Below are 21,658 nucleotides of genomic sequence, written 5' to 3'. Positions count from 1 at the left end.
GCGCAAGTGGGCACGATAGACCGGAATGGGTGGGCACGTTCACCGAAATACGCAATTACGGGCTGCGCCTGATGTTCCTGAGCCAGGCAATGGCGGCGTTGATTAGGGCAATGTGCATCTCAGCCTGGCGAATGTCTGCGTCGTTGCCCTTGGCGTGAATGTACTTAGCGAAACCCTGCGTCACCGCATCGGCCTTTGCAGTGATGACGTCGACGTCAGCCGCGGTTGTCGCATAGTTGAAGCAGGCCGGACCACCCAGGAAATGGGGATCGTCGAAATTGCTTTGGTACGCGGCCTGGATCAACTTGGCGTCTAGGTCGTCTGGCCCCTTGCCGTGGTCGACGTCAACTCCTGCGAGCTTGCCAAGTGCGGCAAAGGCCTGGCAGACCTGGCTTTCGGCAGCGTCGCGATTGCGGAACTTGGGCGGCGCGGCTTTCGCCTTAGCTTGTACACCGTGTTCTTTATTCATAGATCATCCTTTTCCTCATACCGGCGCTGGCCAGATCGGGGCTCCACCCGGCGCGGAGTTTTCTTTGATTCCTGTGGCGTCAGCATTCACTTGCTTGTCGCCGGGGTGCCGGCACTAAAAATACCAGGTCACCTTCGGCGGTATAGGTAGCGCTCTCAGTGACAGTTTCGTCGTCCGAGGTGTCCATATCTTTGCAGCCGTAATATGCTGTCCAGGAAATGGTCATCTGCACATCTACTTGGGACGGGTGCTTAAAATCGCGAGTCACGCTGTCCACTCCAACCTCGGATACCTCCGCACGGTCATCCTTATGATCGGCGAGTAATGCATGAGCCACAGAAAAAAGCTGATTGTTGGCGTCGCCATATTCTTCAGGTTCGTTTAACGCATCTTTGATACCCTCTGCATCAAGTCCAACACCGACATGGACGATCATTTCTCGCATTCCATTCATCGCATTTTCCTTATAAACCGTTTATACGGTATTTCCCTAGGCGTCGGATGTGTCGGTCGTGGCTGGGATCGGGGCAACTCGATGCCGCACCCCACCGCCTCCATGGGAATGATAAAGTACAACAAAAAGGTAGCCGTCTCGACTCATTCTTTCTAATTGCTCATCTTGCTCGGCAAGCCCCATCCACTGCGCGCCTGGCTCGAAGCGAAACGGAATGGACTGGACCTGTGACGGCGTTGCAATTACAAAGGCTTGATCAGCGCGGCTACGACGCATCATCGCCTTGAACCAAGAGCTGTAGTACAGAAAGCCTAAGTTAGTGATAGTCGTAGCCCTGTCACCGAGATTTACTGCGGTGGCGGATACGTAAATGTTTGGATCAACTTGGTACCCACCTATCAGTCTCATGCCGGTACTCGACGTTAGCCGTATCTTTGGCCCAGAATCAAACCACTTATAGGCGTCCCAACCGAAAACAAACGTCGAAATAATTGCAGCATACGCGGCAATGCCTAACGTCCAGAGTTCATTCGTACTCACGCTTTCAGATCCTCAGGCACCAGTTCATTATGATGTTGAATCGAAGAACGGCGGTTTCGATCAAACCGGTACTGACATCGTTCCGCGCCAGCCGCACGGTTGTCAGGTCATCGAGGCCAGGGGCGGCGAGCAAGCTCGCCAACTCGATTACGTCAACGCTGGTGTAGTCCATATTTTCAGTTCGATTTAATCTTCGGTTCACTAAGTTGTGGGCGCGGCTCGTACAAGCAAATTGCGGCGCTCTTGACAGGAAAAACAGACCCACCTCATCGTCTTGCCTCGCTGGATAGTACTGCCAGACCCTCCATCGACCTCAGAACGGTGTGTCGAGCAGTATCGACGGCCAGTACTTCGCGCCGCTGCTTCAGTGAGCTTTTTCAGGGAGTCAGACATAGCCGTGCATTTTCCTTGGCGATTAGCTGAGCAATTCTACTGCGTGAAAGCGTGTTCGCTCATGTAGCTAGATCGCCCAACGTTCACAACGGGTTCGGTCGAATTTTTAGCCTCCTTTATGTGACCTTCGAACGTACCGGTCTTGCTGTCGATGACGACGTGTTGTGTTCCATCGGACAATCGAATACGTACACCCGTCAGAAAATCTTGCTTGTTTTCGCTTGAGCGCGGGCGGCCGACGGTTTTTATGGTGATGTGTTCGAAAGAAATAATAGTGAATACGTTCACAGGACGCACTTTCGCCTTCATTGCTTTCATGTCCAGGTATGAGTCCACCGCGCTTCCAACGATGATCGGCAATTGATCGGCACGAGGTTCTTCATCCCATAGTTCCAAATTCAAAAACATGTATTTTTCCTTTTTTTGGCAGCCGGCACCCCGCAGGCCTTCTCAATGTCACAGGCCGCGTCGTGCGCGGCCATGGATTCTTCTGTAGGGAGTTTTCCGCGCTACGGTAGCTTGTGGACGAAAGGGCCAGCGCTGATGGTCCAGGGTGAGGCCAGATCGCTATGAGACGACACAAACTTGTCGACACCGTCGACACGATAGTGCCCGAGGTTGACAAACTCAAAAATGATGGTCTTGGGTTCGCCCGAATGCATGATTTACGTGCCACCCGGCTGTGGCACTACTCGTTGAGTTGTCATAGTTTTTCTCGCTGGCCGGCACCATGCCGACCTTCTCAATGCACCTTGCCCGTCATGCGGGCCGTGGGTGCTGCTGTAGGCAATTTGCCGTGGTTACTGGACAGGCTTTCGGGTACCAGGGCTGAGCGTTACATTCCCCTGTTCAATCAGCTGCACGATGCCTCCAGCAAGTTGACCGAAGGCCTCGTTCGTGAAGTGAATATGCACCGGGACTGGATCGGAACGCCCCATCACTGGAGCAAATGCTTTCACGGTCAATTCTTGTGTCGTTCCATCTACGCTCAAGTACACTGGCCCGTCAACGAGCATCGGGTAAGCCTCGTTTGACGTACCGGCAGGCAGGTTTTTGCTGTTCTCGCTCATTCTTCCAAACGTCTTCGGCTACCGGCCGGGTTCGGGGCGCCTCGCGGGCGCCGGGTTTTCCTTTGACTGCATTCAATTTATGAGATCAGGAGGCAGCCAACCGTTTCATGTTACTTAATCGATCTTGCCTGTGCGGGCCACTTCTACGAGTTCATCAAAGTCGTAACTCACGCCACCAGGGAGATAAGCGCGCTGCGCCGCCTCAAAGCGTTCTCGGTCTGGCCGAGAAAAATGCTTTGCCATCCCGCGCACGTTGTGGAGCTTTTCCGGAGCGGCGTCGTCGGGGAGTACCATTTTCACGAGCGAGTTGACGCGTTCGATCCGCCTTCTTCCGAAGCTCTGCTTCTTCAACACACGAGCGTAAACGATTGCGAAGAATCTTTCGGCAAGGAATGATTTAAAGGTCCCAGGAAGCCGTGCAAATGCGGTGTTTAGGTCGGTCCCGGACAGTATTTGATCGTAGAAATTTCGCTCTGCGGTCTCCAACTCGCCAGCTGGGATTGGCGCGGTTGGCGCGACTAGAAACATGTAAGGCGCGGGCTTTTTTATCGTCATAGGCCGGAGTGCCTCGATTCCTTCACACGCCGCGATGAAAACTCCAAGGTTGAAATCGCTAGCGACGTTGATTGCCCGCAAGTGGTCGACTAGGGAATTCCAAGGGACGATCGAACCAGCCGAACTGCCAGGGTTCGGAACCTCCAGGCCTCGCTTGTCCGCATGCGCCTCGATATGGACAAGTGCTTTCCAACCGGACTCGCATTCAGACTCGATGTTGCCAAGGCATAGCCAGAATTCGGCTTCTGAGCGCACGCAATGGCGTCTTATCCTTGGCACGCCACTGGGCGTAACATCGAGTAGACGTTCGTATAGTGTACGACCCGTTTGCAATCCTATCCCTGAAACGAGACAATCGACAATCTCGATAGTGCTATAGGTGATTCCCATCGTAAAAGCCATGTTTTTCCTACGGAGTTTTAACTTTGATGTACGCGTAGTCGGTTCCTGTTTGACCCTTGAACATAGACACCTCCAGCACACCAGGCAGACCGTTCCAACGCATCACCACTGGTGAGCGGAACGCTGGCGACTTCTCGCTAAAACCCAATCGCACGATTCCCGCATCGGTAAATGGGATTTGCTCAAGACCGTTGACCGTAATCCAGTCAGCCTTGCCATTGATGAACGTGATTTCGATCCGACCATCGTTGTAGGCGCACTTCGTACCGCGCTTGTTCCGAACGCACGTCGGCTTCGCCTTCAACAAATCATCGACCTGCTTCATGCTCCGACCTGCAAGCTTCGGGATATCGACTATCGAAGAAGCCGCAGTCGCCTGAGTCGCCGTACTGGCAACAATCGCAAGCGCGCCGAGGGCTAGGCTAAATTGATGAGATTTCATATTTTCCTCGACAGTTATGCTGCATCCAGCTGGGCCATTGCGCGATGATATTTTTCGGTCCTCGCTAGATCGGCAGCCGTGGGCGCCGCAATGCGAGCCAGGTCTGCGTTGTCCTGGAGGTCCGCATACTTCACGCGTCGGCCAATCGGATTCTTAGCCGCTCGTGCGACAAATGCCTCGTAGGTCTCGCCAGCTCGCCGCGTCACAGAATCCAACGCCTCAAGAACGTAGCCGGGAAAGCCTTCAGCCGCGAGCTGGTTGAGGGTTAGATCGGTATCCTCGATCACATCGTGCAGGATTGCGACGATGCGCTCGGCGTCGTTGGACATGGCCTTCATGACACGTAGCGGGTGCGCGATGTACGGACGCCCTGCCTTGTCCACCTGACCAGCATGCTGCTGCTCCGCGATGGCAATCGCACGTTCGACAAGAGTCTGGAGTGATGTAGCTGTGTTCATCCGCTTTCCTATTCGGTGGGCTTGCGAGAGATCCATTTAAAATTCTCGATGTAGTCCCCTGTTATCTCGTGCGGGATACCTTCGTCGCCAACGATGCGCGCCATCAGTCCCGCTTGTTCGGCATACACCGTCACCGGATACCGCTTTCCAGCCGTTATGGACCGACGAAGATGCCCTTGCTCATCCGGGATCTCGATGGTGGTCTTGGCTTCGATTTCGTCGCCTGTGCGGATCTGCTTCCAGATTCCCGATGAGATGGTTGAATTCATTGTTTTTCCTAGCGGTCGTTCTGCATCATTGCGTCTCCAACCCGACGCTTAGGCCATGCATCGCAGATGATGCGCTGGGCCATGGCGAAAGCACAGTCCCGATGCATCAATACGCGGGAGAGCTTTCCCTCGACAGGGTAGGCATCGTAGGCAACGACCGGGCCGTCAGATGCCTTGGCAACAGGTTTGCTACAACAGAAGCAGTGATCGTCCGGATGAATTGGGCTCTCTGCTTGAGCAACTATAGGAGAAATGTAAAAAGTCATATTTTTTCTCGATGGCTGATTATGGCTTTCGGCTACACACAAAGTTCACCAGGTCGGACTTGCTCGATCCGGAGAGAATGTCGGTCCACTTGCCAGGCCCCCCCGCGAGCCTGTCCGGACCAACTTCGCTGTATCCCATATCGCGATACTGCATGGTCTTGCAGTTGATCTCGGTTTTCGAGTAACCAGTCTCGCTGACGCCAACACGCTTATGCAGCGTGGCGGTGATGCCGCTGTTGGTCTTCGTATCCAGCAGGTAATACTTGCCTTTGTCGGCCATGGTGCGAGGAATCTGAACTTCTGTCGCATGGGCTGCGATACTGGTAGCAACTGCTACGACCATCAGGCCGGTGGCTAATACTGTGCGCATCTTGGTCTCTTTCTTTGGTTGATGAAACTGGTGGCGTTTTCCGTTACTCGTTACGTTAATACCGAAACGGTTTATACCGTTTTTCCTGGTTAAAAACCTACAGGCCGAACACGGAAGGATGCACCTGTTCAGTCGTCCGGCATTCTGGGCATTCAATGTGCATCGCGCCCATGACTTGGCGAAGACCTGAGCGTTCGCTTGCTATCCAGGTGTGGTTACAGATCCGGCAAACGATCGTAGCTGTACGAACACTGACCTTGTAACGAACGGTGCTGCCGATTTCTTTGCTCCCCTGTTCAATATGGTCAACACGGCCAATTGCGAAATTCTCAGTCATAGAAGTCATGGTGCTTTTCCTCGACAATATTCAGTAATTAGTGCTATCGCATTTCACAAGTCACTTGAGTCTGACTGTTGACAGACTCAATGGAAGATACTGATCCGCTCAGAAAGTCCTGCGCATACTGCGAGGCGTCAAGCTTTCCCGCTTCAATCGATGTCAACGCGATCTTTGAACTGAACAAATTGAAACATCGATCCTTGGCCGTCATACCTTTTGCTACCTTTACCATATGTTCATATGGTGGGATTTGCTCTTGAAAGGCATTGGTTATAGCAATGGCCGCATTTCGCAACTCCACTGGCTTAACCTTGCGAACTCCGATCTGCTGCCCATTTTTGAACGTGAAAATTGTGTACTGCACTGGTGCTGAAACGGCCTGCAAAACGACGAGCCCCAACAGCCAACCCATATTACGTACAATACGCATCGTGTTTCCTTCTCAGTTCTTGTGGTGCTCAATGCACGCGTTCTTGCTTGAAAAAACCTGCTCAGCGCCGGTTAAGTTCAGCTCGATCCGCAGCCGGGCAGCGAGCCGTACAAACGCATTCTGTTCGCCTTTTTCCAGCATGTGGCCCGCGCACTGCATGTCGGTTTTCTTGTGGCAGACGAACGAGTCAGCCTCCAGAATTTCGGCCGCCCTGTCTTCGCCAAGCCAGCCCTGCAAAGTGTCTTTGCGAAACGGGCAGTCGCGGCAAGGGCTTGGAATGTGCGGTAATTTCACAGGCGAATTTCCGTGAATTAGATGCCCCACTTTTCAAGCAGGTGCATGGATTCCAGTTCCATACGCTTGCGCTCATCCAGCGCTGCCTCTGCTGGCTCGAGTGGCTTGCCGGCTGCACGGGCTGCGGCCAGGGTGGCATCAAAGTTTTCCATCTTGCGCACCAGGTCCAACAGCTTGCGCACGTCAGGTTGCAGTTCATTCAGCATGTTCGTTTTCCTCGATCACTCATTCCATTTGCAGCGGAGCATTTTGAGCGCGCTCATACACCTCATCAATATCGCCGCCAAAGACCCTGCGGAAAGCTTCATCAGCTGCCCGCAGATGCCCAATTATTTCAGCCATCAGGTCCCGGAAGGTCGTTGCCTTCCACCCGAAGTGCGGCCAATGCGGCTCAAGAATCTCAGCGATGTACTGACCGACGCTTTCTGGCTTATGCGCCATCCTATTTCGTTCAGCCGGCCATGTCGCCATGTTTACGTACTTCGCCATGTTCATGTGACCCATAACCAGGCCAAACGTCCCGTAGCGGTGCAGAAGGGCGTCAAAATGGCAGCTTTGTTCATGCGTCATCCTCGCTACCAACTCGTCGCGCCGAGGGTTGTAAGGTTCCACGAATCCCTCTAGACTTTCACCTACATCGCCCACCTGCCCGCAGAACCACCGTTCCCACCATATTGAGAAATACCGTTGCTGCAACTCCAGGTACGTCATCCCAACGATGTTGGTGCTGTTCGTGTATCGCTCTGCTCCTACTTGAAGACCCTTTTGAGACACAATAAACCCAATGTTTGCGCCAGTCTCAGCCATAACGGTCGTAAACGCGTGCACTACGGTTTGCGGGATCGCGGAATTCCAGTTTTTACATTCGACGAGGTAACGAATTTTGTCGACCGACGCATCATCAACAGCAAAAACATCGACCTCCACCTCCCCTCTCGGGGTCGTCAGCTTCTGTTCAGTCTTGGCAGTCAATCCAATTTCGTTGAAGAGCCTTGCAACGCCAGCCTGAAGCGCTTTCCAGTCAGGTGGATAGGGATCTTCGATCATCCGGCAATTTCCTTGAAGAGATCAGTCGTTTGGCAAACCAGAAGTGCAATACCAATTGTACTCAAGGCTGTTGACTCCGCGAGTCTCCTGGTAGGTGAAATGCGCCACGTGCTGCCCTTCCTTAAAATCAGGCTTACGCTGCCAGCGCAGCGTGACGGATGCCATCACGACGCCTTTGTTGTTCTCGTAGCTGATCCCCAGCGGCAAAGGGTGCACATTCGCTTCTGCGAAGTAGTCGGGAAACACACGGCGCAAATATTCTTTAAGCTCGGTCTGAACGTGGTCCTGCGGTTGAAAGAAATCTTTCTTCATTTTCGTGACTCGTTACGTTAATCTTAAAAACGGGTTATACCGTTTTTCCTTTAGCGTGTGACCAAGCCTGCTCGGGCCAGCGCATCGGACAGCATGATGTCGCCGCCGTAGTGGCGGTCCACCTCCCGCAGCTGCTGCAACTGCGCTGCGGTGAAGCTGTCCAGGGCCACGCCGACACCGTTTTCTGACAGCGTAAGCGCGCGCACGCCCTCGCCCCGCGCCTTGGCAATCTGGTCCAGCGCCGCCGCCATATCCGCCGCTGGCCAGTCCAGCACCACCGCACGCTCATGTCCAGAACGAATGCCCGACACCTTCAAGCCGTCGCCGGGGATGTTAGCCAAGATCTCCGGCGTGACCGGCACGCCGGGGTTGGTTTTGATGTGGGCTGCCTCGCAATAGCTACGGGTGCGGGCGCTGTTCTTGGCGCGGCGTGTCTGGCCCTGTGGGGCCCAGGCCGTGTGCCGCAGGCAGTACACGTCGACGGCTCGGCTGCTCAAGGCCTCCGGGTCCGGCGCGGTGCGCCAGGTGCGATAACACCACGCCTCGCCCGTGGGCTCTGGGTAGCCGCACTCGTACAGACGCAGTTGCACGCCGTACCAATCCGGCAACGGGCTGCCGCTGGCGGTCTGCATCCAGCGATAAAAGGAGTCAGCATTGGCAAAGCCTTCGACGCCAGCCAGGTGCTCGACGCCAAGCGTTTCGGCCAGCATCATCCCGGCCCATCCCAGATCCACGACCACGGCGCCACCGGCTTGCGGTCCGGCCGTCACTTGCCAGAACAAGGGATCGTGGTCCTGCGCTGATTCAGCGCCGTAGGCATCGGCGTCGTCCAGCGTTCTTGTTTCGTCATGCATCATGGCGTTTTCCGATCAAAGCGGCGCGAGGTGGTTGCTGTTCAAACCATGACGGCTGTTCACCTTTTGCGCTTGCTTAACGCCGGCCGCCAACAAGAATGCGTTAGCTTCGCGCTGCGCCGCCGGCATTGCTGCGTAATCCGGGATGTTGTGGAAAGCGTCAGCCAACGCCATGATAATCTGGCGCGACTCTTCCGTTACGGGCTTAGATGCCAAGGAGCGAATCGCCACCAGCGCTTCCGAGGTGGCTTTCAACGCGTCAATTTCTTGCTTATTCAGTTCGGACATCGCATTTCCGCTACTAGGCGGCCTTTCAGGTGGAGCAAGCACCATGCCTACCCTCTCACTGCGGAAACCGCGTCATGCGCGGTTAGCGTGCTGCTGCTGGACGTATTCCTATCTTTTTCTTGCGTTACGCTGATGGTTAGCGGTCTCACGGCAGAATCGCAACTGGCAGTTCAATTTCGACAGCACCGAAAAGCATTCAGGAGTACGAAAGTCAGCTCTAATGCAGGCCCTCAATTCCGGCTCAGACAACCTTTCGATATAGTCAGGATGGTCCGACTCTATCAACTGAGCTAGACGCCCATAAATCGGTCGACCTACCGAAAATTTTGTCATGGATCATCCTAACTATAAATGTATTCCCACTCCGCTAAATTACGGGGAGCTTCGATTTCATCAAAGTCGATATCTTGATTGCGTGGTTGGAACACTGAGCCGTCGGCAAGTGCATCCGCCGCCTCTTGTTGGTCCTGATACTTCCCAAGACCTTCACCATCAAGCGTGAGTTCGCACCCTCCGTCCGAGTGATTGCAAATCACGAAGGTTCCAACACGGGTCTTGAGTAAAAACATGCGCTAAATTTCCTCGAACGACATTAGATCGCAGCGCGGCGGCCACCGGAAGGGCGCTTAGGGAGTTCATGCTCAAGAACTATCGCTAAAGCGTAAGGGTCGTAGGTATTCTCGCGTAGCCTTGCTTTTGCCCACGCATAGGAGCCAATTGGGAGCTGAGCACTAAGTTTCTGATTTTTCATTTTCTATTTATTGTTACTCGTTACGTTAAATAATAAAACGGTTTATACCGTTTTCCCCTTATGCCTGCGTAGCGTTGCGCTTCGCCTGTTCGAGGTCACGCTCACACTGATACTCAGCGTCGCGGAGGCGTTGCAGGCGCTCTTCGCGACGACGCTCTTGTGCGCCACTCCCATCACCACTATTGGCAAAAGTTTCAAGCTCACTTAAAAATTCGGCTTTAGCCTTCGCCAGCGCTATTTCGGCTTGTTCAACGGTTTGTGTCATGTGTCAGTACCTTTAGAATGTCTGCCAGGCATCATACCCGACCTTCTCAACAGCTCGTGGCTGGCGTCGGTGCTACTGTGGGCGATTTTCCTAGAGTGTGCAGTGGGTTATCGCGATCTGCGACCCAGCATCTTTTTTACAGACCATCGTGCCGGGGTTGGACTTACTATCACAAAGCATCTCCGACCATGTCTTGTGGCTCTCACATCCGGCCATATCCTTGAACCTTGCACTTACAAAACAGTTGGTTTCGCCCACGCCGCATATGACGTACCGCACCGGAGTCTGGTCCTTTGCGCCTGCAACACCAGCAGCGTCTTTATCCGCGCATCCGACTATGAGCAGTAAAACTGCCGAGGTCAGTAGAATTTTCATCTTTTTTCGTCTAAACCGTTTATAAAGTTTTTCCTATCGCGTATTCAAGGGTTTTCCTTGATCTTTGCAAATCTCATTAATTTTTTGATTGATTAAGAAACTTCTCAAGTTGTCCTTCTTCAGAAATGCATTCAACGTAGCCTTTTCTGGCATACCAGGCTGATAGCTCAACGTGACTCAGTGATCTCAAACATAGAGATCTAGCAATAAGACGAATGCTTTTACGGCCAAGCTGCGCCGCTATCATTTCGGCGTGTGCAAGAAGCAGAGTCGCGATACCGTTGTTCCTTGCTTCATGAATTACAAAAATTTCATATATAAAGCTACTTGGCAGCCCCCAATCTTCATAAATAAGCAAGCCGACCTCAACCTCGTCAAACAAGGCGATGAATTCCTCTGTCTTGGGGCTTCTCCCCCCCTCAAGCCGCTCTCGAAGAACTTCGTTCTGCACCATTAATTGCCCGTGGGCCGCTACTATTCTAATCATTGTTCTCTCGCAGGCCACCACCGCGCTTGACGGTTGACACGGTGCGCATTGGGGCGTGGTTATTCCTTGAATTTCGCTAATCGATCATGAATCAGGTTATTCACCTGATCACCCGTCACCCCAACTTGTACCATCCGTGTTTGCTCCGCTCGAATCTTGCCGATCAAAGCGTCGCGTTTCGGGTCGTACAGCGCCATCCGACGAAGTTGATTGTGCAAATCAAAAAGGGGTCGTAAGCGTTTGTCGTGCAGTACCGTCATGACGATTTTCCCTAGAACGGCACGTTGTCAGTAAATGAGCCATCTGCAGGCGCATCATGCTGCGTGGCCATCTCCTCTAACCGTGCTATCGCCCGTGACTTCATCTCTTCGATTTGAGGCGCGATCGCATACATATCGATTCCAACTTCTGGTGCGTAAAGCTGCCCGCTCATCATCATTGAGCTTGTAGCTGTACGTCGTCGTCGCCACGCCGCAGTCGGCATCTGCGAAGCGGATCGTGCGTGCCCCGTACCCAACCTGTTTGTATGTCCGTCCCTCAAACATCTCGTTTTCCTAGACGGACCTTACGCTGACCGAGATGCAGAGTAGGCATTCTGGTCGGGCAGAGACTCGGCCGGCGGTTCGACACCGCGTTCACGGTATATGTCAATTGGTAGCGGCAAGCTGTGGCCGCCAGGAGCCTCCACTTGAACGTCCGTGATGATGCCAGCCTCAGTCTTGATCGAATACAAGCCTTTGTAAGATGATGCCATTATTGCTTCTCCTATTGCAGACAAACCGGCGACCGGCCGGATCGGATTTCCCACTCGCTAGAAAGCATCGCGCTGGCCTTCTCGATGCCGGTGCCCTGTCGAGCCGGGCGCGAGTGCCGCTGTCGGCGCCACCAGAGCGCGTTTTCCTATATCCGACTAAGCCGGAGCTAAATTCACAACGACCTTGATTTTTGGGGGTCCCGCCTGACACGCTTCGATAGTTCATTCTCTAGGCAAAAAATCTTCCCACTTTCTGTCAGATAACTACCGGCAAATGACATCTCCATCAACCCTCGTCGCGCCAAATTCTCCTGAGCCAACGATATTGCTATCATTTCAGGTCGAGGATTATATTGTTCGGCTCTTTCGTCAAAAAAGTGGCCTCCATTGTCTGCGGCGACTACCAAAACGAATTGCTCTGCCTCGGAAAGATGCCGAACCTTAAGAGGAAACACACCTTTGCGCACTGAGCGTCCAGCTCCACGAACTACTCGGACAAGCGCCTCCAGCGACCAGTACACGCATTGCAATGCCGTAAAGATCATAACGGCCCACAAAAGCCATTGCCAGTCACTGGGAACGGTGGGCACCAAGGGGGAATAGCGCCTACCGAAGCTTAGACACAGCGTTGTAGCCAGTAACGCTGCGCTTGCAAGCCTCGATCCCCTGAAGTATTTAAAAAGATCAGTAACTCCCTCAAGCATCTTTTTCCTTTTATTGGCAGCCGGCACTTCGCAGGCCTTCTCGATGCCGCAGGCCGCGTCGTGCGCGGCCATGGGTGCTGCAGGGCGTTTTCCGATCAAAGGTCCGCGTAAGCTTTAAGAGATTTTTCAAGTACCCTGATAGTCTTGTTGATCTCCGCAAGCTGAACAGGGTCCGCGAGTTTGCTCTTGATCTCGTTCAATCTTTTCAACGATTGCTCATGCTTTTCTTTTGCTGCCATCAACTCAGTTTTGATAGCGTCTAAGCTGGATTTTTCTATCACGATATGACTCTCTCTTCGGCCCTGCGCCTGGCCTTCTCAGTGTAAATGGAAACTCTTGGCTTTTCCTTGCCGGCGCCGGCCGGTGCGGGCGCACTGGGCCTCGGCTTTTCCAAACTACGCGGCCTCGTCTTTGTTACCAAGCTCTAAGTAGATCAATACGGCCAGCGGCAGCAGTCCGATACCAGCGCACAAAATTAACGCGGTCGAAACGACGTACACAAAGACCTTTTGTCCCTTGGTCATACCTCGGTACCACTTCTGCATGCGTGCCCCCTCATTCGATAAGTCGGCACCGCACCCACCCCTTTCAACGCTACAGACCGCGTCATGCGCGGCCATCGGTGCTGCTGTGGGGCGTTTTCCTTGGCAGATCAGTACACTTCAAGGACGAAGATCTCTTTCGTCGCCCCTGCGAATTTATGGAACGGGTCCGACACACGCGAGCCGCGCACGTCGGTGGTCTGATTTGCGATATTGGCATGTTGCTGATCCGGATACTCAACACCCACAGGCATGTCCGGTGGCAGGGTTGCCAGCAGTTCGCGCAGTTCACTAACGGTCATGGCGATTTCCTTCCAATCACCGGCGCCACAGCGCCGAAGGCTCGGCCTCTACAAAACCGGCAGTCGGCCGGGACAAGTGGCGCATGCGCCAGCGAATTTTTCTAAGCCGGTTATGGCCTTGCCAATAAACCTTTTCCCCAAGAAATAAGTATTTTATATTATTTGTAGCTTATTGAATCTCACCAAATATCACAAAACCTCGGCGAATGCTTGACGAAGTTGTGCAGGAGATACCTCCAGATATGGGTCGACATGGTCCAGCTCAGCATGCCCCAACATCAACTGAACGGTGCTCAGCTCGACGCCATTGGCTAAAAGCCTTGACGCCATCGTGCGCCGACCACTGTGCGAAGTACCGCCCTTGATCCCGGCATCCTGGTACAACTTCGTTACGTGCGCTTGCAGGGCATCGCAGGCTGCGTAATCGACTTGCTGGCCAGCCTGATTGATCCGGCGCTTGGTGTTCATGGAGTAGCGATAGCCCTTGAAGGTGAGCACCAGCGCGCTATCTGGCCGCAGACCACGATATCGCTTCGGATCATCGCTCATACGCCAGCGCCGCGAGACGCGCAGCGCGAGGTATCCATCTATCGCGGCGATCAGGTCGTGGTTTGTCGGATAGATGCAGCGCTGCCGCAGCCCCTTCGTGATGCTCGCCCGGAGCGATACCTCTGACCGGATCGCCCCGGATGGAAACAGCAAGTCGCCGACCTCGATTTGAGCGATTTCGGACACACGCATCCCTGTGTGTATGCCCAGCGTTAGGACAAGAATATCGCGCTCTGGATTGCGGCTGGTGGCTTTGGTGACACGGAGAAGGTGCCGGTATTGGCCCTGCTTCAAAACTGCGGCTTGCGGCATGGTCGTCCTCTGAATAGGGTTGAAAACTGCTTAATTCAGAGTGAGAACCTATCAGGCTCTTTTTGAGTGTAACACCGCATTAACCCTTGCGTCCTCGTAGGGTAAGCTTGAATCTGTTACAGTCGATTACCCACTAAATCAGGCACTTAGAGAGCTGTACCAGGGCTTTCGTTCAAATTTGCTTGGGCAACCGAAGGGCGCCAGGGGAAACCTCATTTTCCTGGACTAAACCCCACACGCAGGTGGCCACCGTCGGAACCTGGCAATGTAGGAGACATGCACTATGAGGCTGCTGTTCACAGATCCGACTTTTCAGATTGATGGCGCCGCGCTGCCAGGTCTTCCCTTCCTGATCGATCAAGAATGCGAGCTGGTCGACGTGCCAAATGACTATCTGCTCTACGTTGCGGCCGAGCGTGGTGCCACCCGTAGCCCGAAGACCTGGCGAAACCACGGCGAGGCCATTTATGACTTCTTTTCCTGGCTCGAAGCGAACGACCGCCGCTGGAACGAACCGGCCAGGTCCGGCGCCGGCGGTCGGCACATCAGTCCGCTGGCCTCCTACCGTAACTGGTCCCTAGCATTGACATCTGCCAAGACCGGCGGCGCCCGTCTGAAGCGGTCGACGATCAACCAGCGCCTGACCTGCTTGATTGGCTTTTACGCTTGGGCCTGCAAGCGAGGCCTGATTGCGGAAGTGCCGTGGGATGCGGATTTGCGCCGCGTCCCCGAAGGCCACCCGTCCTTTCTCCGGCATACGCATGCCGCCGTCTACGTGGAAAAGGACGATTTGCGCCTGAAGGTGTTCAATGAGCCTCCCAAGGTTTTGTCTCTGGACCAGTGCCGAGCCCTCTATGCGCAGTGTCGCTCCCCGACCACGCGTTTGATGGCGGCCCTGATGCTCCAGACCGGCCTGCGCAATGAAGAGTGCCGCAGTTTCCCGAGAAAGTATGTGTTCGATCCATCTGGCCTCAGCACCAGAAAAAGGATCCGCCTGGACCTGAGCCCGTCCGACATGGATTTGAAGAACAGCAAGCCGAGAACCGTGTTCGTGACTTGGCAATGCATGCGCGCCCTGTTCGATTACCTGTCATTCGGCGAAGGCGCGGCACGCGCGAATCGCGGCCGGCGGGGTGCATCACCCGCCCCACGCCCTGTCTTTCTCAACAAGTTCGGGAACGAGTTCAGCGAAAAGGCGTTAAACAATGCCTTTCGACAGTTGTGGGCACGTCCCGGAAGACTGCCGTTTCACGTAACCCCGCACATGCTCCGGCATACCTATGCGACCCTGGAGTTGTTCCATCAAAGCACGCGCATGCCGACAGCCCAAGCCTTGGCATGGGTCCGAGACCGGCTCGGCCACAACTCGATCCAAACGACCAGCATCTATCTTCACACCATGGAGCTCATGGACGATGACGAACTGAACATGTATCAGGGACAGCTTGACGCCATGGTGGCGGGCAAAGGTTCAGCATGAGGAATCGGAAACAATATTTTGACGCGACCGGGGCAGCGAATGTCGTGGGGATCGGGTCCTCGGTGGAGAGGCCTTGGACCATCGTGCTTCGCGGACAGTCCGTGGATTTCAGGCGTTGGCTGTACGTTGGGTGGCCCCGCGTGGATGGCAATGGGACGCCGCTCCAGGACACGCCGTCGGCCGAGCGCGATGATCTCGTCGAGACGGTACGTGATGCAATCTGGGAGATCAAGAACGGCGGCGCCATGGAGGCCACCGTATTAAATCTGTGCGCGTCCGGTATGCGCCACTGGTTCATGTTCCTCGACGAATTTCTGGGCAAACAGGCTGGGCTCGATTCAGTCAAGCAGATTTCGTCCAAGCATATCGAGCGCTATATCGAATGGCTGATCAAGCGATTTGCGGTGAAGTCCGCGAAGAAACTGCGTTACACGTCCGCCAAGGCGATCTACTCGGCCACGAAGTCCGTCTGGACGCAATTTGTCCGATTCGGAATGCTCAAGGAAACCGTATTCCCGCTCAATCCCTTCCCGAGCGCAGACCGCGAATATCGCGGCCAAGCCCCCCTGAGCAAATCGGAGATGGAGAAGGTGCTCGGCTGTCTGGGCGCGGACCTTGCCGCGATCCGCGACGGGACATTTGACGGCGAACACCTTGATCGCATGGCCGTCTACTTCCTCTTGGTGGCCGCGAGGACTGGCCGAAACCTGACGCCGCTCCTTGAGCTCAGACTCGATTGCTTGGAGCCACATCCTCTGCGCGACGACATGTGGGTATTTCAGGTGTACAAGCGTAGGGGGTACAAGAAGAACGTGATGCCACTTCGTTTTGGCGTCAAGAAAGGGGACGCGGCCTCGGTCTTGACCGATGTGAAGCACCTTATTGACGAAGCGATTGCCCTAGGAGCGCCAATGCGCGCACAAGCGCCGGCTGGGTTGCACAACCGTGTCTGGCTGACGCCTGACCCTTCTGGGCGGCCAAAGGCAATTGAGCGTCTTGCTTTGAACCGCGCCATTTCACGGTTTATCGGCCGGCACGCCCTGACTTCGGATGACCTCAAGTTCGATGGGTCGACCAAGGCATTGGCTCTCAATGTCAGCCGACTTCGCAAGACATTTGGCCAGCGCATCTGGGAACTCTCCGGCGGAAACCTCCTGCGAACCGCCAATTTGCTCGGCAATACGCCGCGCATCACAGACTCGCACTATCTCGGCGTGACGCCCGATATGGAGCGAAATCATAAATTTGTCGGGACGATCCTGCATGCGACCGTGAGCGGCATCGCCGGCACGGACGCCTTCAAGGCCGATTTGGCTACCAAGTTGGGCGTCTCCATCGACCGGGTTGTCCAGATCCTCGCGGGGGAAAACAATACAGGGGTCGGGCGGTGCTCGGATTATTTGTACGGCCGCTTCGCCCCTCGCAATGGCAAGGACGTGTGCACGCGCTTTCTGCACTGTTTCCGCTGCCCGAACCAGGTCGTGATGGAGTCCGACCTACACCGGCTCTACAGCTTCTACTGGCTATTGTGGAAGGAACGCGCGATCCTTGGACGGAACAAATGGAAGCAGGTTTACGCCTGGGTCATCCGGGAAATTGACAACGCAATAGCAGCCCAGTTTCCTATTGAAATAGTCGAGCGCGAAAAGGCCCGCGCCAGAACCAACCCGCATCCGATGTGGATGGACCGAAGCATGTTGGGAGTGAGCGTCATATGAGCCGATTCGCAGCGATCCGCCCCGCGTGGATCATGATTCACGATTGTCCGCAGGAACGTCGAGCCGACTTCGACGTGACTTCTTACCAATATCCTGACGGGCGCACACTCACCATCTCCAAGTATGGCGATCATATTTGGGATTTCAGCCGCCACATTCAACGCAGCAATGGCGCAAGGAGCGACGGGTTCCTGAATTTCGACTTTGTTCTGCCCGATGGTAAGTCGCTCATCGATCCCACCCACCATCGGCTCTTACACAGTGCGAAGGAATACTTCTACGCCAGGTGGATGCACAAGTCGCCGGTGTCCAAAAAGTTCGTGTCCGCATCAACGGTGATCTCAGATTGGACGCCTTTCAGGGCCCTTCTCAAGTGGATGGTCACGCGTGAATTTTCGAGCCTCCGACAACTGCCCCCATCGGTTTGTATGGCTTACGTGGCCGCCGTAAAGGCCGACATGCGGGAGCACTGTAGGGGGGTGAGAACTGCGATTACCAGGATCGAGATCCTGCACCTGCTGTACTTGTACCGCGAATACCTGGCTGATCACCCTCCGAGACACCCATGGCCGGAATCGACGAGCCATATGCTCATGGGAAGAACACGCCTGCGCGACCATTATCAGGCTACGACCGAAATCATTCCGGAGCGCCTGTACATCAAGCTGGGACGCAGCGCCCTTGATTACCTCACTGAAGCTGCACCGAACTTGCTGACAGCTTATGACGAATTCCAATCGATCCGAGAGAGCGCGATGGACGCAGTCAATGCGTCAAAGCAGTATCGACGGGATGGCTCCCGGCATCGTCTGTCTGCCACAGGAATTCCAGCTATCGAAGCAGCAGTCACGTCGAGAATCCGAGGTCGATTTCCGCTGATCGCGCAAAAGTACGGGTTCTCCGATCTGAAGCACTTCTGGAGTGAGTTGGAATTTGCGCGCACATGCTGCTATGTCGTGTGCGCCATGTTCAGCGGTATGCGGGATTCCGAGCTGTGTTCCCTCCAAATGGGCGCGTTCTCGCGCTCCCAAGGATTTGACAATGAGGAGTACTGCTGGCTTTCAGGCACGACCTATAAGCTGGAGATCGATCCCCGCCCGGCTCGATGGATGGTGCCGGACGCTGTGGAGCAGGCTGTCAACGTAGCTTCTCGCCTGGCGGCGCCGATCAACGAATTGATCGAAGTGGAATTGGACCAGCTGCGCTCGATCCCAATGGAGGGCATCGAAGAGTTCGACAGGGCGCGTGCAAATCGAATCCTGGAGCTCAACAGGCTCCGGCGCAATCTGTTCGCGGATTGGACTGGGCCCTTGATGCGGGCAAGGCCGCTAGACAACGCCACATCCAACCAGCGCTTGAAAGAACTCTCCGAGCGGTTTGGCCTCATAATCGCACCCAAGGACATGGCGGAGATTAGGGATCGGAAGAAGATCGTCGCCGGCGCCACGTGGCCCTTGGCTACCCATCAATTCCGCCGTACGTTCGCCGTGTTCGTGGCCAGGAACATGCTCGGCGACGTGCGCTATCTGCGTCACCATTTCAAACACTGGTCAATCGATATGACTCTGTACTATGCCAGCGACCCGCTCTTCGACGACAGCCTGCTGGAGACGACGCTCACGACCAGGGACGAGCTACAGGCCACCGTCCTGAGCGACTGGCTCACAGGTAAGAAACCGCTCACCGGCGGACGCAGCGGGCACATATTACAGTTCCGGCAGCGAGACAAGCCAAAGACCGTGAAGGGACCAACTGAAGTCGCCAAATCACTTGGTGACGGCGTTTTCATTCGAGGGACAGGGCACAGTTGGTGTTTGGCTACGACCGCCGGCTGTGGCGGGGAAGGCCTGTATGACGCCATCCGATGCGTGAACTGCCGGGAAAGCGTCATCGATCAAAGCCACATCGGTATCTGGAGAGAAATCCGCCGTCAGCAAATCGAAACGCTGTCCTGGCCTGAACTTGGGCAGCCGGTCGTCAAACGCGCGCTCGATCACATCCAGGCTGCCGAACAGGTATTGGCCGATCTGGGCGAGCGCGTTGAGCCGTATCAAAGTGAAGGGGCCGGTGATGCGGGCAAAGACTGAACGCGAAATCAAACTGGCGATCGCACGTATCCGCCATGGCCGGCAGAAGCGCATAGCGAAGGAGCGCAAATTTAGCATCGCCGCCGTAGCAGAAGAGGCTGGTGTTAGCAATGCGACCCTCCATAACCGTTACCCCGCCCTGGTCGAGCATATTCGCCAATTGCAACAGGAGGATGGCCAGGCTAAGACTGATCGGCAGAGGTCGGAACTTGCCGATCTCAAGCGGCAAAACAAAGAACTGCAGTCGGCGCTGGCCGAGCGAACTGCGGAGCTCAAGAAGATCGCGATCATCAATCTTCGCCTTTCGCTCGAACTCAAGGATTTGCGAAGTACAAGGACGGCGACCGTTACTTCGATTTCAAAATCGAAGAAGGGCTAGTGAGTATTCTCATCAATCCGGACAGCGATTCTCACGGCCAGCCGGACAGCGAATGGCATATCAAGCCGGACACCTGTTCTACTATCCGGACATCAAATTGCACCAGGGAGTACGCGACGCGAAGGCCCGCTTACGCCCCAAAGCAGACCTTCGTTGCTTCACTTTTCCATTCGTCGAAATACCGCAACCTCGTCAATTTCATGCTGGATTAAAGCGGGATAATCACAGCGTTCAAGCTTGAAACAGACTGCCACTTGGGACGGAAAATCTGCGATTATTTCGGTTTCTGCTTCGGAAATTGCCTCGGCATGCTCGTCGTTTATCTCGCCGTCGAAGACAGCGCGGACATGGATTTCATCCTTCGTCCACCGGCACATGATTGCGCGTACGGCAGTTCCGATGTGCCCAAGAAGTGTTCGTTGCACACTAAGCAGAACGCGGACCCGCATATCGGTAGATGTCATCGAATGTTCCTTACAAGGTGCCCCGATTGCTCAGATCGTGGAAGTCCGCTGCTGGCCGAAAGCAGAAGTTCGTCGTCGCCAGTGTAACTCAGCAAGAAGCGGTGGATTTCGCTACTTCATGCCCTGTCGTCGCAGTAATTTCCAAAACGTCGCATCTATTTCGGAAAGTCACATTTGCGGCAACGATGGGCACCGGCATCTTGTCGCTCGCGCTCGCCCAACTTCCAGGCGCGCTCCCGGGAATGGCCCGCCTGGCCGAGGGACTTTGGCTTTTTAACATTGCGCTGTTCGTATTGTTTGCCGCGCTGTACAGCGCGCGCTGGGTCATGTTTTTCGACGAAGCGAAACAGGTGTTCGGCCATGCGACCGTCTCCATGTTCTTCGGTACCATTCCCATGGGCTTAGCTACAATTATCAATGGATTTCTCAGCTTTGGCGTGTCGCGCTGGGGCGCCGCCGCCGTCGCGGTGGCCGAAGCTTTGTGGTGGATCGATGTGGCCATGGCACTTGCTTGCGGCGTCCTCATTCCTTACCTGATGTTCACGCGCCAGCAGCACAGCATCGACCAAATGACGGCGGTCTGGCTGCTGCCGGTCGTCGCTGCCGAGGTTGCAGCGGCGAGCGCCGGGCTGCTTGTGCCGCACCTGCAGGATGGTGGCGCGCGCTTCACAGTCCTGATCACCGGCTACGTGCTGTGGGCATACTCGGTGCCAGTGGCGCTCAGCATTCTCGCGATTCTGTTATTACGCATGGCCCTGCACAAACTGCCGCACGAAAGCATGGCGGCATCAAGCTGGCTGGCGCTCGGGCCAGTGGGCACCGGCGCGCTCGGCATGCTGGTGCTCGGCGCCGCCGCGCCGGCGACGCTGGCGCCGTTTGGCCTGGCCGAGGTTGGCCACGTGGCCAACGGGATGGGCGTGGTGAGCGGCCTGCTGCTTTGGGGACTCGGCCTGTGGTGGATGATGCTGGCAACCCTGATTACGCTGCGCTACTTCAGGGCAGCCGTTCCATTCAACCTGGGCTGGTGGGGCTATACCTTTCCGCTCGGCGTATTCGCGGTCACCACGCTGCGTCTGGCGAAGGTGCTCGATTCGCTGTTCTTCGAGGTCTTCGGCAGCGCGCTGGTAGTGGTACTGGCAAGCCTGTGGCTGGTTGTCGCATGGCGCACCGCGCTCGGCGCTTACCGTGGCAACCTGTTCGTCTCTCCCTGTATTGCGTCGATGAACCGGCCCTGAA

32 protein-coding genes are annotated in these 21,658 nt (G+C 55.2%); 5 read left to right on the top strand and 27 right to left on the bottom strand.

Going from position 1 to position 21,658, the window contains the following annotated elements:
* Positions 1–55: 55 nt before the first annotated feature.
* From DUPY_RS01480 to DUPY_RS01385, 26 genes are all read right to left on the bottom strand, one after another.
* On the bottom strand, positions 56–469 hold the full coding sequence (locus DUPY_RS01480) for a hypothetical protein (RefSeq protein WP_070245943.1): 414 nt from the start codon (positions 467–469) through the stop codon (positions 56–58).
* A 79-nt stretch (positions 470–548) separates the two neighbouring features.
* Positions 549–923 carry a hypothetical protein gene (locus DUPY_RS01475; RefSeq protein WP_070245942.1) on the bottom strand — a complete coding sequence of 125 codons (375 nt, stop codon included), beginning with the start codon at positions 921–923 and terminating at the stop codon, positions 549–551.
* Positions 924–959: 36 nt separating this feature from the next.
* Complete coding sequence (locus DUPY_RS27050; protein WP_071651567.1) at positions 960–1,463, bottom strand: MPN domain-containing protein; 504 nt, start codon at positions 1,461–1,463, stop codon at positions 960–962.
* 4 nt (positions 1,464–1,467) lie between these two features.
* On the bottom strand, positions 1,468–1,635 hold the full coding sequence (locus DUPY_RS28265) for a hypothetical protein (RefSeq protein WP_167359010.1): 168 nt from the start codon (positions 1,633–1,635) through the stop codon (positions 1,468–1,470).
* A 257-nt stretch (positions 1,636–1,892) separates the two neighbouring features.
* On the bottom strand, positions 1,893–2,264 hold the full coding sequence (locus DUPY_RS01470; RefSeq protein ID WP_070245941.1) for a hypothetical protein: 372 nt from the start codon (positions 2,262–2,264) through the stop codon (positions 1,893–1,895).
* A gap of 392 nt (positions 2,265–2,656) precedes the next feature.
* Positions 2,657–2,926 carry a hypothetical protein gene (locus tag DUPY_RS27690; RefSeq protein ID WP_141749380.1) on the bottom strand — a complete coding sequence of 90 codons (270 nt, stop codon included), beginning with the start codon at positions 2,924–2,926 and terminating at the stop codon, positions 2,657–2,659.
* Positions 2,927–3,040: 114 nt separating this feature from the next.
* Positions 3,041–3,883 carry a hypothetical protein gene (locus tag DUPY_RS27685; protein WP_141749379.1) on the bottom strand — a complete coding sequence of 281 codons (843 nt, stop codon included), beginning with the start codon at positions 3,881–3,883 and terminating at the stop codon, positions 3,041–3,043.
* A gap of 7 nt (positions 3,884–3,890) precedes the next feature.
* On the bottom strand, positions 3,891–4,325 hold the full coding sequence (locus DUPY_RS01460; protein ID WP_070245939.1) for a hypothetical protein: 435 nt from the start codon (positions 4,323–4,325) through the stop codon (positions 3,891–3,893).
* 14 nt (positions 4,326–4,339) lie between these two features.
* On the bottom strand, positions 4,340–4,783 hold the full coding sequence (locus DUPY_RS01455) for an HD domain-containing protein (RefSeq protein WP_070245938.1): 444 nt from the start codon (positions 4,781–4,783) through the stop codon (positions 4,340–4,342).
* Positions 4,784–4,791: 8 nt separating this feature from the next.
* Positions 4,792–5,052 (bottom strand): hypothetical protein, encoded by a 261-nt coding sequence (locus tag DUPY_RS01450; protein WP_070245937.1) that lies wholly within the window; start codon positions 5,050–5,052, stop codon positions 4,792–4,794.
* A 285-nt stretch (positions 5,053–5,337) separates the two neighbouring features.
* Entirely contained in the window at positions 5,338–5,688 is a 351-nt protein-coding gene (locus DUPY_RS01445; RefSeq protein ID WP_070245936.1) for a hypothetical protein, read from the bottom strand.
* 97 nt (positions 5,689–5,785) lie between these two features.
* Entirely contained in the window at positions 5,786–6,034 is a 249-nt protein-coding gene (locus tag DUPY_RS27680) for a hypothetical protein (protein ID WP_141749378.1), read from the bottom strand.
* Positions 6,035–6,068: 34 nt separating this feature from the next.
* Positions 6,069–6,458, bottom strand: a complete 390-nt coding sequence (locus DUPY_RS01440; RefSeq protein ID WP_141749377.1) for a hypothetical protein — start codon at positions 6,456–6,458, stop codon at positions 6,069–6,071.
* A 12-nt stretch (positions 6,459–6,470) separates the two neighbouring features.
* On the bottom strand, positions 6,471–6,752 hold the full coding sequence (locus DUPY_RS01435; RefSeq protein ID WP_070245934.1) for a DUF6283 family protein: 282 nt from the start codon (positions 6,750–6,752) through the stop codon (positions 6,471–6,473).
* Positions 6,753–6,769: 17 nt separating this feature from the next.
* A complete protein-coding gene (locus DUPY_RS01430; RefSeq protein WP_070245933.1) occupies positions 6,770–6,958 on the bottom strand; it encodes a hypothetical protein in 189 nt (62 codons plus the stop codon).
* Positions 6,959–6,977: 19 nt separating this feature from the next.
* On the bottom strand, positions 6,978–7,799 hold the full coding sequence (locus DUPY_RS01425; RefSeq protein WP_070245932.1) for a restriction endonuclease: 822 nt from the start codon (positions 7,797–7,799) through the stop codon (positions 6,978–6,980).
* Positions 7,800–7,820: 21 nt separating this feature from the next.
* Positions 7,821–8,111: a hypothetical protein gene (locus DUPY_RS01420; protein ID WP_070245931.1), complete on the bottom strand. Its 291-nt coding sequence runs from the start codon at positions 8,109–8,111 to the stop codon at positions 7,821–7,823.
* Positions 8,112–8,161: 50 nt separating this feature from the next.
* Positions 8,162–8,968, bottom strand: a complete 807-nt coding sequence (locus tag DUPY_RS01415; RefSeq protein ID WP_070245930.1) for a hypothetical protein — start codon at positions 8,966–8,968, stop codon at positions 8,162–8,164.
* 12 nt (positions 8,969–8,980) lie between these two features.
* A complete protein-coding gene (locus DUPY_RS01410; protein ID WP_070245929.1) occupies positions 8,981–9,253 on the bottom strand; it encodes a hypothetical protein in 273 nt (90 codons plus the stop codon).
* Positions 9,254–9,594: 341 nt separating this feature from the next.
* Positions 9,595–9,822 (bottom strand): hypothetical protein, encoded by a 228-nt coding sequence (locus tag DUPY_RS01405; RefSeq protein ID WP_070245928.1) that lies wholly within the window; start codon positions 9,820–9,822, stop codon positions 9,595–9,597.
* 240 nt (positions 9,823–10,062) lie between these two features.
* On the bottom strand, positions 10,063–10,269 hold the full coding sequence (locus DUPY_RS27675; RefSeq protein WP_141749376.1) for a hypothetical protein: 207 nt from the start codon (positions 10,267–10,269) through the stop codon (positions 10,063–10,065).
* A gap of 451 nt (positions 10,270–10,720) precedes the next feature.
* Positions 10,721–11,131: a GNAT family N-acetyltransferase gene (locus tag DUPY_RS27045; protein WP_071651566.1), complete on the bottom strand. Its 411-nt coding sequence runs from the start codon at positions 11,129–11,131 to the stop codon at positions 10,721–10,723.
* A 59-nt stretch (positions 11,132–11,190) separates the two neighbouring features.
* The gene (locus tag DUPY_RS27670; protein WP_141749375.1) at positions 11,191–11,391 is read right to left on the bottom strand and encodes a hypothetical protein; all 201 of its coding nucleotides are present in this window, start codon (positions 11,389–11,391) and stop codon (positions 11,191–11,193) included.
* A 667-nt stretch (positions 11,392–12,058) separates the two neighbouring features.
* Positions 12,059–12,661: a hypothetical protein gene (locus DUPY_RS27665; protein WP_141749374.1), complete on the bottom strand. Its 603-nt coding sequence runs from the start codon at positions 12,659–12,661 to the stop codon at positions 12,059–12,061.
* A gap of 580 nt (positions 12,662–13,241) precedes the next feature.
* The gene (locus tag DUPY_RS01390) at positions 13,242–13,433 is read right to left on the bottom strand and encodes a hypothetical protein (protein ID WP_070245925.1); all 192 of its coding nucleotides are present in this window, start codon (positions 13,431–13,433) and stop codon (positions 13,242–13,244) included.
* Positions 13,434–13,622: 189 nt separating this feature from the next.
* On the bottom strand, positions 13,623–14,294 hold the full coding sequence (locus DUPY_RS01385) for a tyrosine-type recombinase/integrase (RefSeq protein ID WP_070245924.1): 672 nt from the start codon (positions 14,292–14,294) through the stop codon (positions 13,623–13,625).
* Positions 14,295–14,577: 283 nt separating this feature from the next.
* On the opposite strand from DUPY_RS01385, the gene DUPY_RS01380 reads away from it, so the two are divergent.
* The 4 genes from DUPY_RS01380 to DUPY_RS01365 all read left to right on the top strand — a co-directional run bounded on the left by DUPY_RS01380 (position 14,578) and on the right by DUPY_RS01365 (position 19,958).
* Positions 14,578–15,774 carry a tyrosine-type recombinase/integrase gene (locus tag DUPY_RS01380; protein WP_070245923.1) on the top strand — a complete coding sequence of 399 codons (1,197 nt, stop codon included), beginning with the start codon at positions 14,578–14,580 and terminating at the stop codon, positions 15,772–15,774.
* Between the two features lie 101 nt (positions 15,775–15,875).
* The gene (locus tag DUPY_RS01375; RefSeq protein WP_167359009.1) at positions 15,876–17,492 is read left to right on the top strand and encodes a site-specific integrase; all 1,617 of its coding nucleotides are present in this window, start codon (positions 15,876–15,878) and stop codon (positions 17,490–17,492) included.
* Complete coding sequence (locus DUPY_RS01370; RefSeq protein WP_070245921.1) at positions 17,489–19,579, top strand: site-specific integrase; 2,091 nt, start codon at positions 17,489–17,491, stop codon at positions 19,577–19,579. Before DUPY_RS01375 ends, DUPY_RS01370 begins: the two co-directional genes overlap by 4 nt.
* The gene (locus DUPY_RS01365; protein ID WP_141749371.1) at positions 19,533–19,958 is read left to right on the top strand and encodes a TetR family transcriptional regulator; all 426 of its coding nucleotides are present in this window, start codon (positions 19,533–19,535) and stop codon (positions 19,956–19,958) included. The genes DUPY_RS01370 and DUPY_RS01365 overlap by 47 nt, the downstream gene beginning before the upstream one ends.
* Before the next feature lie 158 nt (positions 19,959–20,116).
* Here DUPY_RS01365 and DUPY_RS01360 read toward each other — a convergent pair whose 3' ends face one another.
* Positions 20,117–20,422: a MafI2 family immunity protein gene (locus tag DUPY_RS01360; protein ID WP_070245920.1), complete on the bottom strand. Its 306-nt coding sequence runs from the start codon at positions 20,420–20,422 to the stop codon at positions 20,117–20,119.
* On the opposite strand from DUPY_RS01360, the gene DUPY_RS01355 reads away from it, so the two are divergent.
* A complete protein-coding gene (locus DUPY_RS01355) occupies positions 20,416–21,657 on the top strand; it encodes a TDT family transporter (protein WP_084640489.1) in 1,242 nt (413 codons plus the stop codon). The two genes, DUPY_RS01360 and DUPY_RS01355, sit on opposite strands and share 7 nt — an antisense overlap.
* The last annotated feature ends 1 nt before the right edge of the window (position 21,658 follow it).

The sequence above is a fragment of the Duganella phyllosphaerae genome, assembly GCF_001758785.1.
GTDB classification, from domain to species: Bacteria; Pseudomonadota; Gammaproteobacteria; order Burkholderiales; family Burkholderiaceae_D; genus Rugamonas; species Rugamonas phyllosphaerae.
Note: the sequence above shows the minus strand (reverse complement) of the source record. Positions and strands in the feature narration are given on the sequence as shown.

What these genes read in the sequence shown, in the direction of transcription:
- DUPY_RS27690 (WP_141749380.1), bottom strand. Translation starts at nt 2,926, where the DNA reads ATGAGCGAGAACAGCAAAAACCTGCCTGCCGGTACGTCAAACGAGGCT.
- DUPY_RS27680 (WP_141749378.1), bottom strand. Translation starts at nt 6,034, where the DNA reads ATGACTTCTATGACTGAGAATTTCGCAATTGGCCGTGTTGACCATATT.
- DUPY_RS01440 (WP_141749377.1), bottom strand. Translation starts at nt 6,458, where the DNA reads ATGCGTATTGTACGTAATATGGGTTGGCTGTTGGGGCTCGTCGTTTTG.
- DUPY_RS01360 (WP_070245920.1), bottom strand. Translation starts at nt 20,422, where the DNA reads ATGACATCTACCGATATGCGGGTCCGCGTTCTGCTTAGTGTGCAACGA.
- DUPY_RS01475 (WP_070245942.1), bottom strand. Translation starts at nt 923, where the DNA reads ATGAATGGAATGCGAGAAATGATCGTCCATGTCGGTGTTGGACTTGAT.
- DUPY_RS01415 (WP_070245930.1), bottom strand. Translation starts at nt 8,968, where the DNA reads ATGATGCATGACGAAACAAGAACGCTGGACGACGCCGATGCCTACGGC.
- DUPY_RS01385 (WP_070245924.1), bottom strand. Translation starts at nt 14,294, where the DNA reads ATGCCGCAAGCCGCAGTTTTGAAGCAGGGCCAATACCGGCACCTTCTC.
- DUPY_RS01455 (WP_070245938.1), bottom strand. Translation starts at nt 4,783, where the DNA reads ATGAACACAGCTACATCACTCCAGACTCTTGTCGAACGTGCGATTGCC.
- DUPY_RS27670 (WP_141749375.1), bottom strand. Translation starts at nt 11,391, where the DNA reads ATGACGGTACTGCACGACAAACGCTTACGACCCCTTTTTGATTTGCAC.
- DUPY_RS01480 (WP_070245943.1), bottom strand. Translation starts at nt 469, where the DNA reads ATGAATAAAGAACACGGTGTACAAGCTAAGGCGAAAGCCGCGCCGCCC.
- DUPY_RS01450 (WP_070245937.1), bottom strand. Translation starts at nt 5,052, where the DNA reads ATGAATTCAACCATCTCATCGGGAATCTGGAAGCAGATCCGCACAGGC.
- DUPY_RS01405 (WP_070245928.1), bottom strand. Translation starts at nt 9,822, where the DNA reads ATGTTTTTACTCAAGACCCGTGTTGGAACCTTCGTGATTTGCAATCAC.
- DUPY_RS27675 (WP_141749376.1), bottom strand. Translation starts at nt 10,269, where the DNA reads ATGACACAAACCGTTGAACAAGCCGAAATAGCGCTGGCGAAGGCTAAA.
- DUPY_RS01470 (WP_070245941.1), bottom strand. Translation starts at nt 2,264, where the DNA reads ATGTTTTTGAATTTGGAACTATGGGATGAAGAACCTCGTGCCGATCAA.
- DUPY_RS01430 (WP_070245933.1), bottom strand. Translation starts at nt 6,958, where the DNA reads ATGCTGAATGAACTGCAACCTGACGTGCGCAAGCTGTTGGACCTGGTG.
- DUPY_RS01355 (WP_084640489.1), top strand. Translation starts at nt 20,416, where the DNA reads ATGTCATCGAATGTTCCTTACAAGGTGCCCCGATTGCTCAGATCGTGG.
- DUPY_RS01410 (WP_070245929.1), bottom strand. Translation starts at nt 9,253, where the DNA reads ATGTCCGAACTGAATAAGCAAGAAATTGACGCGTTGAAAGCCACCTCG.
- DUPY_RS01420 (WP_070245931.1), bottom strand. Translation starts at nt 8,111, where the DNA reads ATGAAGAAAGATTTCTTTCAACCGCAGGACCACGTTCAGACCGAGCTT.
- DUPY_RS27045 (WP_071651566.1), bottom strand. Translation starts at nt 11,131, where the DNA reads ATGATTAGAATAGTAGCGGCCCACGGGCAATTAATGGTGCAGAACGAA.
- DUPY_RS01390 (WP_070245925.1), bottom strand. Translation starts at nt 13,433, where the DNA reads ATGACCGTTAGTGAACTGCGCGAACTGCTGGCAACCCTGCCACCGGAC.
- DUPY_RS01425 (WP_070245932.1), bottom strand. Translation starts at nt 7,799, where the DNA reads ATGATCGAAGATCCCTATCCACCTGACTGGAAAGCGCTTCAGGCTGGC.
- DUPY_RS27685 (WP_141749379.1), bottom strand. Translation starts at nt 3,883, where the DNA reads ATGGCTTTTACGATGGGAATCACCTATAGCACTATCGAGATTGTCGAT.
- DUPY_RS01445 (WP_070245936.1), bottom strand. Translation starts at nt 5,688, where the DNA reads ATGCGCACAGTATTAGCCACCGGCCTGATGGTCGTAGCAGTTGCTACC.
- DUPY_RS28265 (WP_167359010.1), bottom strand. Translation starts at nt 1,635, where the DNA reads ATGGACTACACCAGCGTTGACGTAATCGAGTTGGCGAGCTTGCTCGCC.
- DUPY_RS01460 (WP_070245939.1), bottom strand. Translation starts at nt 4,325, where the DNA reads ATGAAATCTCATCAATTTAGCCTAGCCCTCGGCGCGCTTGCGATTGTT.
- DUPY_RS27665 (WP_141749374.1), bottom strand. Translation starts at nt 12,661, where the DNA reads ATGGCCGCGCACGACGCGGCCTGCGGCATCGAGAAGGCCTGCGAAGTG.
- DUPY_RS01380 (WP_070245923.1), top strand. Translation starts at nt 14,578, where the DNA reads ATGAGGCTGCTGTTCACAGATCCGACTTTTCAGATTGATGGCGCCGCG.
- DUPY_RS01370 (WP_070245921.1), top strand. Translation starts at nt 17,489, where the DNA reads ATGAGCCGATTCGCAGCGATCCGCCCCGCGTGGATCATGATTCACGAT.